Annotated in this window: 12 protein-coding genes; 3 read left to right on the top strand and 9 right to left on the bottom strand. The window is 42.3% G+C overall.

Annotated features, from left to right (window positions below):
• Nucleotides 1-38: 38 nt before the first annotated feature.
• The 6 genes from GPS65_RS00510 to GPS65_RS00535 all read right to left on the bottom strand — a co-directional run bounded on the left by GPS65_RS00510 (nt 39) and on the right by GPS65_RS00535 (nt 8,001).
• Entirely contained in the window at nt 39-2,105 is a 2,067-nt protein-coding gene (locus GPS65_RS00510) for a beta-galactosidase (RefSeq protein ID WP_119125609.1), read from the bottom strand.
• A 23-nt stretch (nt 2,106-2,128) separates the two neighbouring features.
• Entirely contained in the window at nt 2,129-3,337 is a 1,209-nt protein-coding gene (locus GPS65_RS00515; RefSeq protein WP_119125608.1) for a glycoside hydrolase family 53 protein, read from the bottom strand.
• An 11-nt stretch (nt 3,338-3,348) separates the two neighbouring features.
• On the bottom strand, nt 3,349-4,191 hold the full coding sequence (locus GPS65_RS00520; RefSeq protein ID WP_012011808.1) for a sugar ABC transporter permease: 843 nt from the start codon (nt 4,189-4,191) through the stop codon (nt 3,349-3,351).
• 1 nt (nt 4,192) lies between these two features.
• Nucleotides 4,193-5,431 carry a carbohydrate ABC transporter permease gene (locus tag GPS65_RS00525; RefSeq protein ID WP_003214698.1) on the bottom strand — a complete coding sequence of 413 codons (1,239 nt, stop codon included), beginning with the start codon at nt 5,429-5,431 and terminating at the stop codon, nt 4,193-4,195.
• A gap of 138 nt (nt 5,432-5,569) precedes the next feature.
• On the bottom strand, nt 5,570-6,835 hold the full coding sequence (locus GPS65_RS00530) for a galactooligosaccharide ABC transporter substrate-binding protein GanS (protein WP_119125607.1): 1,266 nt from the start codon (nt 6,833-6,835) through the stop codon (nt 5,570-5,572).
• Between the two features lie 170 nt (nt 6,836-7,005).
• Nucleotides 7,006-8,001, bottom strand: coding sequence for a LacI family DNA-binding transcriptional regulator (locus GPS65_RS00535; RefSeq protein ID WP_119125606.1), 996 nt, complete (start codon nt 7,999-8,001; stop codon nt 7,006-7,008).
• 172 nt (nt 8,002-8,173) lie between these two features.
• Here GPS65_RS00535 and GPS65_RS00540 point away from each other — a divergent pair, with 172 nt between their 5' ends.
• Nucleotides 8,174-9,073 (top strand): LysR family transcriptional regulator, encoded by a 900-nt coding sequence (locus GPS65_RS00540; protein ID WP_003214942.1) that lies wholly within the window; start codon nt 8,174-8,176, stop codon nt 9,071-9,073.
• Nucleotides 9,074-9,088: 15 nt separating this feature from the next.
• Here GPS65_RS00540 and GPS65_RS00545 read toward each other — a convergent pair whose 3' ends face one another.
• From GPS65_RS00545 to GPS65_RS00555, 3 genes are all read right to left on the bottom strand, one after another.
• Nucleotides 9,089-10,765: a hypothetical protein gene (locus GPS65_RS00545; RefSeq protein WP_119125605.1), complete on the bottom strand. Its 1,677-nt coding sequence runs from the start codon at nt 10,763-10,765 to the stop codon at nt 9,089-9,091.
• A gap of 82 nt (nt 10,766-10,847) precedes the next feature.
• A complete protein-coding gene (locus GPS65_RS00550; protein ID WP_119125604.1) occupies nt 10,848-11,258 on the bottom strand; it encodes a hypothetical protein in 411 nt (136 codons plus the stop codon).
• Between the two features lie 12 nt (nt 11,259-11,270).
• A complete protein-coding gene (locus GPS65_RS00555) occupies nt 11,271-12,764 on the bottom strand; it encodes a lipase family protein (RefSeq protein ID WP_144474062.1) in 1,494 nt (497 codons plus the stop codon).
• Nucleotides 12,765-12,865: 101 nt separating this feature from the next.
• Between GPS65_RS00555 and GPS65_RS00560 the strand changes: the two genes are divergently transcribed.
• Both GPS65_RS00560 and GPS65_RS00565 read left to right on the top strand, forming a co-directional pair.
• A complete protein-coding gene (locus tag GPS65_RS00560; protein WP_119125602.1) occupies nt 12,866-13,366 on the top strand; it encodes a DUF1433 domain-containing protein in 501 nt (166 codons plus the stop codon).
• 94 nt (nt 13,367-13,460) lie between these two features.
• Nucleotides 13,461-14,396 (top strand): nucleoside hydrolase, encoded by a 936-nt coding sequence (locus tag GPS65_RS00565; RefSeq protein ID WP_012011798.1) that lies wholly within the window; start codon nt 13,461-13,463, stop codon nt 14,394-14,396.
• The last annotated feature ends 30 nt before the right edge of the window (nt 14,397-14,426 follow it).

A 14,426-nucleotide genomic window follows, 5' to 3' on the forward strand; every position in this document is an offset into this window, starting at 1 on the left:
GAAAGAAGCGTCTCCAATGTGCAGACGCCTCGTTCATTCTATTTTTTCATAATCATGTACTCGTAAGGATCAAGCTGGAGCTCTTGAGGCACATATTGCCCTGTCAGCATATTTTGATAGCTCTCTTCTGAATCTAGTGAAAGGAGCTGCTGTTTTTCCGTAAAATTCATCATAAACACATAGTCCTGTGACCCATCTGTTCGTTTTTGGACACTGACTCCCTCTGGAATCTCCGCTGATAGGACGGGCTGTATATCCATTCCTACGATGAGATCCTCGTAAAACTCATCATAAAAAATTTGCTCATTTTCGGAAGCCATATAGTATGCCTTTCCATCTCCAAAAGAATGAACAGTCAGAGCTGGCTGTCCTTCGTAGCATCCATTCTCAAAATGCCCTAACACAGAGGCCGTTTCAGGATGTATGGATTCGCAATATTGCCCGACATGGTAGGTGCGTCCATTTCCTGTGGTCATTAATACATGTTCATCTGGCATCAATGTGTTGATTTCTTCCGCCCAAATGCCAAGTACATGGCGGAGAGGACCCGGGAAACCGCCGAGGAAACAGAGGTCATTTTCGTCGACCATACCGCTCCAATAGGTTGCGATAAAAATACCGCCCGTTTTAACAAAGGCTTCGATTTTTTCTGCAACGCCTGGTTTGATCATGTAAAGCATTGGACCAATGAGCACACGATAGGACGAGAAATCCTTTTCCATGCCGACAATGTCAACAGGGATGCCTTTTTTCCAAAAGCTTCGATAGTGAGTTTGACAAGCCTCTACGTAGCGTTTGTTTGTATTATTTAAGCCTTGTGCATCATCAATGGCCCAGTGGTTTTCCCAATCGTATATGATGGCGACTTCTGGTTGAACGGAAGTCCCTGCGATGGGCTGCAAATGCTCCAGTTGTTTCCCTAGATCAGCGACCTCTTGAAACACGCGCGTATGTTCATGTCCAGAATGATCAACTACCGCACCATGGAATTTCTCAGATGCACCACGCCCTTGGCGCCACTGGAAGTAAAGCACGGAGTCTGATCCGTGAGCAATCGCCTGTATAGCAGAAAGATGTGCCATGCCTTTGTGTTTGACCTTATTCACTTCATGCCAGTTCACAAGGCTCGGTGTACTCTCCATCACGAGAAATGGCTGACCGTCCTTTAATGAACGATATAAGTCGTGAACGAAGGCAACGTTTGACGCCAATTCAGCCGTTGTTTCCCTGCCGCTATGCCATGCTGGGTAGCTATCCCATGAAATCACGTCGACTTCTTTGGCAAATTGATGATAATCCAGTCCAAGAAATGGTCGCATATGCGGGTAGTCGCCCATAAAGTTGGTGGTCACTGGGATGTGAGGCGTCAATTCCCGCAGCGGTTCAATTTCATTTTGATAAAAATTGATCGTTTGCGCTGTGACAAAGCGTTTCCAGTCTAGATTCATCCCGTGTATCATGTGCTCTCCGTGCGGTGCAGGTGACTCAATTTGTGACCAATCACTATACGTGTGGCTCCAAAACCCCGTCCACCATGCCTGGTTTAAAGCTTCAAGGTCATGATTGTACTTGTCTTTCAAATACCCTCGAAATGCTTCTTGGCAGAGGTCGCAATGACATTCGCCGCCGTATTCATTCGAAATGTGCCACATGATCAGTGCTGGGTGATCCTTGTAGCGTTCAGCGAGCAAACGATTGAGTGTATTCGTTTTTTCTCGATAAACCGGTGAGGTAAAGCAATGATTATGGCGAAGTCCATGTAAATTACGCTGACGGTTCGCTTCGACGCGCAATACCTCAGGATATGTTTGTGACAGCCAAGCAGGTCTCGCCCCGCTTGGCGTTGCAAGAATGGCATGTGTCCCCTGTGCTGCCAAGCGGTCCATGATGTCATCCAGCCATGCAAAATCATACTGACCTTCTTCTGGCTCTAGCTTACTCCATCCGAAAATGTTGATGGAGAATGTTTGACAGTGTGCAAGCTTCATTAATCGAAAATCTTCGTCAATGATCTCCGGCATATGAAGCCATTGATCTGGATTATAATCGCCACCATGCAAAAAGCCTTTCACATTTGGGTGAACGAGTGGGTAACGCTTTCCCATTTTGTCACGTCCTATCCTTATAATTACGGTGTCATTTGTTTAAATACATCTAGTGAAGGCAGTGCTTTTCCGTTGAAATCAAACATCGCTTGATTTTCCCAAGCATTTCCGACTGTACCGGTCGTTTGAATATAAGCTAGCCCATATTGACTTGACCACGGGGCGCCTTTCGCTGGAATCCAAAGCGGTTCCCAATAAAAGAATCCTTTCCCGCGATTGTTTTTCACTTGTGAAATTTTTTCTGATAGATCTCGTATAAAAGATGCCTGGCCTTGAGGTGAAGCTGGGTAGCCAGCAGTATTGACTGAATCTTGATTAAATGAGTTTTCTAGGTTGTCACCATTTGCTGTTGTAAAACCGTAGGCGGTTTCTACCACGATGACGTCTTTTTGATAGCGGGCGCCCATGTCATTCATATTGTTAGTAAGACCGCTAAATCCCCCGTCCCAATACGGGTAGTAAGATAAACCGATCGTATCGAATGAGACACCTCTTTTGGTGATTTCATCAAACCACCAGCGGGAGGCTCCGTTGTCCCCACCATGAGCAAGGTGAAGCATGATGTTGATATTTGAATCGACAGAACGGACAGCATTTGTACCAGCCTTTAGCAAAGCGGCGAGCCGGTCAAATTCACCGCCGCCTTCACCCCAGCTTTTGCCGTTCGGCCACAACATGCCTGAGTTCAATTCATTCCCGACCTGTACCATGTTCGGCAGCGCATTTTGGGCTTTCATCGTTTTGAGTACATCCCCTGTGTAAGTGCCAACCGCTTTTACTAAATCGTTTTGTGAAAGAGATGCCCAAGCTTTTGGTTTGAACTGTTTACCAGGATCGGTCCAGAAATCACTGTAATGAAAATCAAGCAACACTTTCATATTTTGTGCTTTTGCGCGTTTTGATAAAGCGATGGCTGTATTAAGATCATTTGTCCCGCCATTATAGGCACGACCTTGGTTGTCGTATGGATGGTTCCACAGTCTAATGCGCACATAGTTGACGCCTTTTTCCTTTAATAGCTTGAGCGGGTCAACCTGTTTTCCGTTCTGGTCGAAGTATCTGCCGCCGCTTCTCTCCACTTCCGCAAGCATGGAGATATCTGCTCCTTTAGTGAAATCACCTTGCAGTCCATTGATTGGCTGAACTGAAATGGCATCCGCTTTTGCTTCAGGTAAAATTCCTAACCCCATTAAAAAGAAAACGACAACCGTCACAAGCATCCATTTCTTCATCAAATCTCCCCTTATCCTTTTGTCCCACCTTGTGTGAGGCCGGACACAAATTGTTTTTGTAACACAAGAAACAATAAAGCGACTGGAATCGCAATGAGTAAAGCCCCGGCTGCAAAGGTCGTGTAGCTGGCCCCCATTTTGTCTGACACTAGATTGTACAGACCGATCGGGAGCGTATACATTTCGGGTGAGCGAACAATGACACTGGAGATAATGAAATCACCCAGTGGTCCTGTAAATGAGTTGATGGCGACAACCGCCAAAATGGGCTTAGCAAGCGGCATAATAATTTGGATGAAAATTCGAAAGTGCCCTGCGCCATCCATTCTGGCTGATTCATCGAGATCCTTCGGAATGGCATCAAGATAGCCTTTCATTAAATACGTATTCATCGGAATTTGTCCGCCTGCATAAATCAAAATCAGTGCAAGATGGCTGTTAATCAGTCCAAGCATTTGAGCCAAAACGAAAATCGCAATCAGCGCTGAAAATTGAGGAATCATTTGCAGCAGCAAAAAGAGCATCAGCCCATTTTTCCGTCCTTTGAAACGGAATCTAGAAAAGGCATAGCCTGTAAAACTAACAAGAATCAGCGTTAACAACATTGTGGCAATACTGATCTTCATGGAGTTCCAATACCATTTTGCATAAAGTGCACCTTGACCGAAGAAGAGCTCGGTAAAGTGACTGAACGTTGGATTCTTCGGAAACATACTTGTGCTCATCAGGCTGTTTCCAGGATTAAAGGAAGCACCGATTGTCCAAAGCAGTGGATATAGAATACAAATGGAGGCAATGAAAAGGATAAAATAAGTAATGCTCAGGCGAATGAGCTTGTTTTGTTTTGATCCCATATCACATCATGTCCTCCTCTTTGAATGAATTCGTTCTCTTAAACTGCCAGAGTGCAATGGCAATGACAAAGATTGAAAGTAAAATCGTGACAGCCGCAGCGAGTGCATATTGAGAGGACTGCATCGTGAGTTTATAAATCCAAGACACCAAGATGTCCGTTCCCCCAGCGGTTGATCCTGCAACAGGCGGTCCCCCGCCATTAAATAAATAGATGATATTAAAGTTGTTAAAGTTAAACGTATATTGTGTGATGAGGATGGGAGCAATGGAATAGAGAACAAGCGGTAATGTGATGGACCGGAATTTCTGAAAAAAATTGGCTCCATCAATGGTCGCTGCCTCATATAAGTCCTCGGGAATCGCCTGCAACACGCCTGTTGTCATAATGAAAACGAAAGGAAATCCAAGCCAAGTCTGCATCGCAATGAGGGCAATTTTGCTCCAAAATGGATCTGTCAGCCATGGTTTTGGATCAATCCCTATCGATGCAAAAAGTGTATTGTTAATGGCCCCAAATGTATCATTGAACAATCCAGCAAACACCAAAATCGTCACAAAACCTGGAACAGCCCATGGAAGAATCAAAATGGTTCTAAAAAACCGTTTTCCCTTTAAATCCTTCTGATTGAGCAGAACCGCTAAAAAGATGCCGAGGGCACATTGAAGGGTCGACGCAGCCAAGGTCCATACGACGGTCCAGCCAAGTACATCAATGAAGGTGTCTCTCCAAATATCAATGGAAAAGATATTTTGAAAGTTCTTAATCCCTACCCAGTCAATCAGATTGGCAGGAGGCGAGTGGTATAAATCATAGTTTGTAAAGGCAAGCGCAAAGCTGAACATAATAGGAAAGACAACAGAAAATAGAAGTAAAAAGAAAGCAGGAGTGCTCATTAAGTAAGGGAAGCCTTGATCGATGAGCTGATGATATTGAGCACGGATGGAATGAAGTGGTACCCCTTGATCCCGTTTCTTTCCATTCATAAAAGCATCACGCATCATGAGGACGTAAAAGCCGATACCAAAACCAGCTGTTAACAGCGCAATGATCCCCTTCGCTAAAAGAAAAACAGAGTTGTCACGAGGCAGCATCGTCCCCAGTGTGAACAGTCCCCAGAAGCCAATATTGAATAAATCATAAAATACAATCAAAAAAGAGACGCCGAACAGGAAAAAGAGTGCCCCTTTGCCGTACTGTTTGTTGTATATCTGCCCCATTCCGGGTATAAAGGAGAACATTAGCGCCCGTCTCCGGTGTGTCTTTGATTCCACTATGTGTGTGCGGTCTAGTTCAAGGTTACCCGTCACGTCTAACACCTACTTCATATGAAATTAGATCAACTACGGGCAGTTTGATAGACTACCCGCATTTGATGGTTATTTGGAGTGATTTGCTTTAATTTGAGAGTCGATTTGATTGACCGCATCATCAAATGCCTTTTTCACATCTGTACGACCAGTTGCAATGAGTCCTAAAGCACTATCAATCGGTTTCCACACTTCTGCCATTTCAGGATTGTTCGGTGTCAGTGTGGCATATTTCGTTTGTTTTGAAATTGCATCTGCGTTGGCATTTTCTGTGATGACTGGATCTTTCATCAGCTTTTTCACTGGTGGAATTTCCTCTGTCACTTCAAAGCGCTTCTTCGCATTTTTTTCGTTCGTGATAAATTCAACAAATTTCTCAGCAAGTTCTTTATTTTTAGAATAAGAGGAGACGTTGTAGCTCTTGACACCTAAGAATGAACTCATATGTTTTCCATTAGGGAGTGTTGGCAGTTCGGTCACACCGTAATCAATCCCAGCTTCCTTATATGGACCGAATGACCATGGACCAGAAATGACAGCAGCGGCCTTTTTCTCTGTGAATAAGGAGTTGAGGACATTGATTCCTTGTTCCCCAATGATGCCTTTCGGGAAAAGTCCTTCGCTAAAGAATTTTTGAACATATTCTCCACCTTGGATAGCACCATCGTTGTTCAAACCAATATCATTCACATCATAAGAGCCGTCGCTTTTCTGCTTGAAAATATAGCCCCCAGATCCGCCTAAAACACTTTGTGCGTAGTAAATCTCATCCCATTTTGCAACAAAGCCGTACTTTCCGTCTTTTGTCAGCTTTTTCGAAAGATCATACCAGCCATCAAGTGTCGTTGGTGCCTTTTTGACAATATCTTTATTATAAAAAAGCACCGTCGTTTCAACGGATTTAGGAAGACCATACAGCTTGCCGTCTACCGTTTGTGATTGAATCGATTCGTCTGTGAAGGAGTCGATCACTTTTTGATCTGGCTTCATTTCCTGTAATAGCCCCTCAGTGACAGCTGATCCAATTTGATCGTGAGGCATCGTGATGACGTCTGGACCTGTCCCAGCTGCTCCATCTAGACGCAGAGCTTCAATTTGATCGGCATAAGCTTTTTCGACCACTTTGATTTTCACATTATGTTGTTTTTCGAACTCTTTTACAGCGTCTTGAATCCCATCAGATTTTTTGACGTCTTCCCACACTAGCAAGGTCTTTGTACCTGTAGATGCTGGCTGTGATCCGCTTGAATTGTCATCTCCTGGTCCGCAAGCCGAAAGCAGAAGTACAGCAGTCCCAACGACTGCTGATAATGTCGCCCATTTTCCCTTTTTCATGAATAATCCCCTCTCGTTCTTTTTTCACAGATGATAAGAAAACGCTTTCTTAATGTGAGAATATCAACTTAAGTAAAAAAAGTAAACATATTTTATTAAATTTATTAAGTAAAATTTTTTACTCATATAAAGAAAAGAAGCCCTCGACATTGGACGGGGCTTCCAGTTGTTTATATCGTACTTTTTCGAAAGACTGGTTCTGAGGCAATCAGTACAGTTTTCGGTAATGTTCTGCCGTCTACAAGTCTTTCTAACAGTAAATCGATTGCTGTTTCACAAAGCAAAGACGTGTGGATATGATACGTGGTGAGCGGTGGTGACACATATTGAGACACATGAATATCGTTGATACTAAAGACGCTCACGCGGTTCGGAAGAGAAAATCCCCGTTCGTTTAATGCTTGTAAACAGCCGATGGCAAGAGGGTCACTAGCGACACAGAATGCGGATGGCAAGTCATTGCCAAGCTCATCAATCGCCTTCATCATCAGCGCATAACCTTCATCCACTGAGAAATGGTGACCTACATAGACCAATCGCTCATCAAGAACATTGTGAGCCTTCATATAATCACGGAAGGTTGTTTCGCGAATATCAGGAATATGCATATTCGTATTCAGGTCTAAATCTGTGCCGCCAACGAATCCAATGGATGTGTGTTCTTTTTCAATAAAAGAATCGATGATCTTTTCAACAATTCTTTTCAGGTTGGGCTTTACTGAATCAAAACGATCTTCATCTGGTGACGTATCAATAAAAACGATATGTTGGGTGATCGCATATAATTGATCAAGCTCTGACTTTTTAAATCGGCCGATGGCGATGATTCCTTCTGTAGAAGGATCAATGGAGTGAAGCCCATCAGATGGATTGTAAGCGGTGACATTTAAACTCCGAGTATTCGTAAGTTCCTCGATGCCTAGACGAATGGATTTAAAATAAATATCTTCAAGCTCTTCCTTTTCGGTCATCCAATAGAGAAAGGCGATTTTTTTTAATGAATGTTTGAATGTTTTCTTTTGATAGGACAAAGCTTCAGCGGCGGCGTATACTTTCTCACGTGTTTGATCCGTGACAGATAGGTTAGGATCTTGGTTCAGTACGCGAGATACAGTTGCAATGGATAATCCAGCTTTTTCAGCAATGTCCTTTATTTTAGCTGCCAAATCAGCACCTCCTATAGAAAATATCTCCTTCTAGTATAGAGTCTTTAAAAAAATTAGTAAATATTTTTATTAAATTGTTTTCAGTTAAGCGCTTCTTTACGCACTGGGAAGGAATTAGTAAGATATATATATGAAAGGTTTTGGATTAAGATTTCTGATAGGAGAGGGACCGATGTATTACGATGCACTGAAGACATTTGTGACAGTTGTGGAAGAGAAAAACTTTACAAAGGCAGCCCAAAAGCTGCGAATTTCTCAGCCAAGTGTCAGTCTTCATATTAAGAACTTGGAGCAGGAATTCCAGACCGTTCTGCTGAATCGTTCGCCAAAGCAATTAACTGTTACACCAACTGGGGATATGCTGTACCATCGATCAAAACAAATCATTCGTTTATATGAACAGGCGAAGCAGGATATTTATGAGCATCATCATCTAGCAAGAGGGAAGCTGACAATCGGGGCGAGTTTTACGATTGGAGAGTACGTGCTGCCGCAAATATTGGCAGAGTTTCATCAGCTCTATCCGCATGTGGACATTGAGGTGGTCATTGATAACACAGAGGCGATCGCCAGTCACGTCCGCTTATTCCATGTCGACATCGGTTTAATCGAAGGACAAACGAATGACAAAGAATTGACAGTAGAAACTTTTCTAGAAGACGAGCTTTATATCGTTGCACCATTAGATCATCCCTTTGCTAAGAAAAAGGATGTCACGATTGATCAATTGCAAAACGAAACATGGATCACGAGAGAAGAAGGATCAGGCACCGGAGAATACTTACAGCACGTTCTGAAATCAAATGGACTGAAAGCACGGACGTTTGTGACGTTTAGCAGCAATCAAGCGATTAAAGAAGCTGTGATTCATGGAATGGGGCTTTCTGTTTTATCGAAATATGTGCTCCAGCGAGGCAGCATTGGCGGTGAACTGGCGGTCATTTCTGTGAGAGGAATGGATTTCAAACGAAAATTCTCTTATGTCGAGTCGCCCATGACAGGGGGAAATAAAAATAAAGAATTGCTTGTAGAATTGTTAAGGAAAGAGAGAAAAGACGCTTCTCCTCAGTAGGAGAAACGTCTTTTTTTATAATCCTTTGATGTTGATTTCATCAACTGGAAGGAAGATTTCACCTGTATCTGTGTATTTCATGGTAACCTGGTCGCCTTCTTTTAAATAAATGACGAGAGGTTCTTTTTCGGATGACATGGTGTAGCTTTTTCCATCGTCTAGTAGGAAGGTGACGGTTGTATAATCGCCGGTCTTTTCTTTATACACTCGTTTGACTTTCCCTGTCGTTTCTTTCTTTTCCTGCTTAGAGGAACTGTTAACGGTACCGCCGCCTTTTTGCAGAGCTGTCTTATAGGCTCTCAATGCTTCGTTTGGTGTAGAAGCGTACGCAGCGATTTCAGGATTGGCTGCAGACACGATAAAGTAGTTTTGCAGGAAGCCATTTGAATCGAGAACCGGCGTGAGCCAGCTGGCTTCTCCATAGAAATTATACAGAATCGGCATGCGGCCTTTCCATTTCTTTTCGATGAAACGTTTCTCAATAATTTGCAGAGCGCCTTGAGAATCCATGTAGGACGCTTCAAGATTTCCGGTATAATAAGTCGCTTTTCCTGTTCGGGCATTTGTCAGGGCATATCCAAGCATCGAATCAACGCCCTCTTTCGGACTTGTGAAATCTGTGAAGTAGTACATATCTCCTTTTGAATCAAATACTGGACTCACATTGGCTTCTGTTCCTTCATCTGAAGGCAGCTTCACATCTGACTTTCCAAACATACTGTTCCAGAACCCGTGAATATAGTTTCCGAAATAGCTATTTTGCAGACTAACGGCCTCTGGTGAAACAGCGCCATCAATAAAAGCAGGTACTTGATCTAGCGAATATTTCTTCGTTGCACCTGTTTTGGCATCAACAACGACTACACCGGAAGCTTTAAAGCCGTTTCGAGCAGAGATGAAATCGCCATACGTGCGAATGTAATAAGGCTTTCCATCATCATTGATCTCTAGCTGTGTGTCGCCGTAGAAAATCAAATCAGGGTATTGAAGGCGAATATGCCGCTCAATTTCTTTGTTGAAATAAGAGGAAGGTGTGTACACCATCTCTGTTTTCACAAACTTTGGATTGGCAGATGAGTCAGTCGCACTTAATGTAAAGTAACCAGGCGTACTCCCTGAACGAATCCATTTAAAGAAATCCGAGAATTCCACTGGGGCGATGTATACATACTCACCGTTGACCTTCTGGATTTGCAGGCTGCCAAGCTCATAGTAGCTTGTATTCGGAACCTGTCCGAACGATTTCTTCATTTTGTTTCGCGCAAATTGAGGCGGGACACTCGCAGGTGTTTCCGTCTCATCAAACGCTTTGATTTCGACCTTTTGATCCATTTTGGAGACATCAAATTTCTCATTCGCATTAAATAGAAAAGCTGTCGCCATATAAATGCCGAGCAGTAATAGAATAAGAAACAGCACGCCTTTAATCTTACGCTCCAATCCAACTGATAAAAAGGCGCCTGCTGCTGTCACAACAAGTCCAATCAACCAGAGGGATGAAGGATTGCGATCCAAATTGGTGATGTAATAGAATACAAAAATTCCGACCATAAACAGTAAAGCAATGCCTGCAATCCACATCAGTGGAACCTGCTGTTCTGCCCCTTTTTTTCTAACGATCAACTTGAGCGGCGTGAGCAAGAGGGTCAAGATAAGACCGATCACAACCGAAAATAACAAAATATATCCCACAAACAGATCTCCTTTCAAATCAATCACTCTTTTAGTATATACGAGTGAGACGGGGAAAAGATTCATCGAACAGAAGGTTCAGCTAAATGCCAATCGAGTCGATGGCGGATTGAACATCTTCTTTCAGTTCGTAAAACTTAAGTCTTTGTTCGATTTTCTCTGTTAAGGCGTCAATGGCTTGTCCTGACATATGTGAATGAATACGCTTGTGATGTTTATACACTTTGTTCTGAAGTTCATCAATGAGATCTAAAATTTTTCCCGCTTCTTGTCGGTCTTCTGCAAATTCAAGTTGAAGCTGATGCCGGATGGCTCTAATTAGCGCTGTTTTCTGCTCTTCTTTGATCTTTGCTTTCAAAGCAGCCAGCTCTGCAGGTGTCATGTCCTCAGTGTGAAAGTTTGCTTGAGAAAAAACGGAGCTTGATGTATGCGTATCTGTCATTCGTTGCAAAAAACGGTCTGCATCTGTTGGTTGTTTCTTTGAAAATTCCATTCCTCGTTCTCCTTATGAAATGCCCATATTCTTTGCTAAGGCTGTATCTGCATCATGGTATTCTTTTCCTAGATGGCTCATATCATCTGATATTGAGTCCAGCCACCTTTTTATATTCATCGCACTATCAATCGCTGTATCATACTCTTTGACGGAATAGAACTCATTCTCAAGTCCCTCCGTTTTTAAATGACGAATCACGGCACCCACATCAGAAGCCGTCAGCTGATCATAGGAACCAAAGCCAACGATCTGTTTGTATCTCGAGCGTACCCGTTCCACAGACTGGTCCACTTTGTCATCGAGCTTCTCGATTTTGCGAATAATTTTCTGCATATGGTGCTCGGCATATGTCGAGAATTTACGACCTGTGTTCATGAGAACATGGGACTTGATTAAAATTGCCACCACACTTTGCGAATGAACATTCGACTGACTTAATTGATGTAGCATGGCGGCAGTGAGAGAAGGATTTTTTCTCAACATATCATCAATGGTTTCAACGGAGCCATCTGATGAAAAGGCATACCGATCTAAGCCATGGCTGCCAGCAATGGCTTCAAGAAACAAATTTGCATCCAATGAAGGATTTACGCTCATTGCCCGATTGAGGAGATTTTTCATAAATTGGACGGCTTTGGAGGGGTCCTCGGAGTAATCGACGCCTTCAGGTAAAGCGGCATCATACATCACTTTCACACGACCGATTTCTGTCGTATGTCGATTTAAAAGAGAAAGCCCGTCATTGAGATTGATATATTCTGTTAATCTACTACGGTAATCACCTTTTAATGCTTTGGCTTGGAGGCCGTCCGATAGATTGGGGTAAATATTCGGATTCTCAAAGGTGACCCCGCCTTTAATAAAATCATTTTTAACAAGAACGTAGGACGCATTCGATCCGCCAAGTGAATGCCCTGTCACATACATCTTGGCATTTGGCATTTTCTTATGTATTTCTTTCGCATACCGATCCGCTTGAACCATTTGATTCTCTGCACCATGTTCAAAGGGAATATTCTTAATCAAATACTTTGTATCTGATATCAGCCAATCTTGCACAACCTCATTTGTATAGGTCGTTGTCCCTGTCGCCACCTTCGTCGTAATTTCCTTTGACGTCTGTGACTGACGAAAAGGAGGCAGCTTCGTCAAAATGGTAGAAAGAAGATCATCTGACTCTTTTTTTCCATGTTTTTTAATGGTATCTTTATATTGGCCAGCGCCAATCGGTTCTGACCCGCGGTAGGCGATGACTGCGTTTTTGATTTTGGTGAGGTCTTTGCCTTTACCGGATCTAATAAAGTCATCTTTTGATACAAGAGTTAGTGAGTTAAGCCCTTTTTCTGTTTCTTTATAGTCAACCACATACATTTTCCTGCCATGGCTTATAACTATGTCACTAGACTTCTTGTAATTATCTATTTTATAAGATGCATTGGAAATAAAATTATAGTCTTTGTCGTTAAGCTGAAAGCGGGATATGTTTTTAGACAAAATTGTCACTCCTGTAATATTTATCTTAAATATTATAAGTTAAAATATAATAAATATCTATAAGAAGAGCGAATCTATCAATTAAAATATTTAAAGGTGGATATTTTTTAATGAAAAACACATTGAAAATTGTATTTATTTTGTTTACTATCGTTATCATTTTGGTAGTGGCACTTATACTACAACAAGTTAAGGAAAAAAAATCAAGTGATTCAGGAGGTAAGAGTACCGTGCAAGAGAAAAGCGATCAAGAAAAGGCCGAAGAATTCGCAGAAAAGATGAAACCAAAAATTGAAGAACGTTTACATGAAGAAGATATTCACAATTTTATCAAAACCATCACATTTAAAAAAAATGTATCTATAAGCCCTATGGGTTATGTCACAGTTGATGGATATATAAATAATGAGCCTGATAAATATCATTTTTCTGCATCATTAATATACAAATCTAATGAAATAGGTTCGATGAGTCATTCCCCTGATTTATCAGATCGCTTTATAGACTGGGATGAATATAAAGATGAACCTAAAGTTAAAGAGGATTATCTTAAAAGCTTCACCGAAAAAGAACGCGAACAATATCTGAAAGACATTGGAGAAAAAGAGTAATAAGATCAACCTGGTAATGTTCCCTAAATAGTTGAAACAAGCATATGCTATCATTCCCCTAACAACACTTTCAAATAAGGGAGAGATTTCAAACATGGCAAATAAAAAGAAATTGATCTTGGATGTAGACACTGGAATTGATGATGCGATTGGTATTTTGCTTGCAGTGAAAAGTCAGCAGTTTGATATGTTGGGGATGACAACGGTGTGTGGGAATGTGTCTGTCGATGCGGCTACATTGAATACGTGTAAAGTGCTTGAGCTGGTTGAGGCAGATGATATTCCTGTCATCAAAGGTTCAGCAACGCCTCTTTTAAGAGCGCCTCATTATGAACATCGGGTACACGGAGAGGATGGGATTGGCGGTGCTTTAAAGGATGTCGAGCCTAAGAAGACCGCAGATGCTGGTTTTGCGCCTGATTTTATCATTGACCAAGTGATGCAGTATTCGAAGCAGGTTACGCTTGTGTTGACAGGACCTTTAACGAATTTAGCCCTTGCAGTGAAAAAGTGTCCTGAGCTGATTCATCATGTGAAAGAAGTCATTTTTATGGGCGGTGTCGTGCAGGGTCAGGGGAATGTCACGCCGGTAGCGGAATTTAATACATATGCAGACCCAGAAGCGGCAAAGCTAGTGCTGGATGCAGGGTTCCCTACATTAACTCAAGTGGGATTAGATGTCACGAGAAAGGTCTTGCTTACGGATGAAAGAATCGATGCGATTCAGAATGAAACGTTAGCCCATTACATTAGAGAGAGCACAAGCATTTACCGGCAGCGCTATTTTGAGCGGAATGGTTTGTGGGCGTGTGCCATGCATGATCCGCTTGCTGTCAGTCTCGCCATTGACAAGCAACTCGTGAGCACACAGGCTTTTCATGTGGACGTCGAGACGAAGAGTGAGTTTTGTGATGGACAGATGATCTGTGATTTTCAGCATCAATGGAAGAAAGAGCGCAATGTTCAAGTATGTACGGATGTAGATGCTGACGCTTTCTTTGATTTATTGATCAATACAATGAATGCTTAAAAAAGAAGTCTGTGCAAACAGGCTTCTTTT

It is taken from the genome of Bacillus pumilus (assembly GCF_009937765.1).
Lineage (GTDB): Bacteria > Bacillota > Bacilli > Bacillales > Bacillaceae > Bacillus > Bacillus pumilus_O.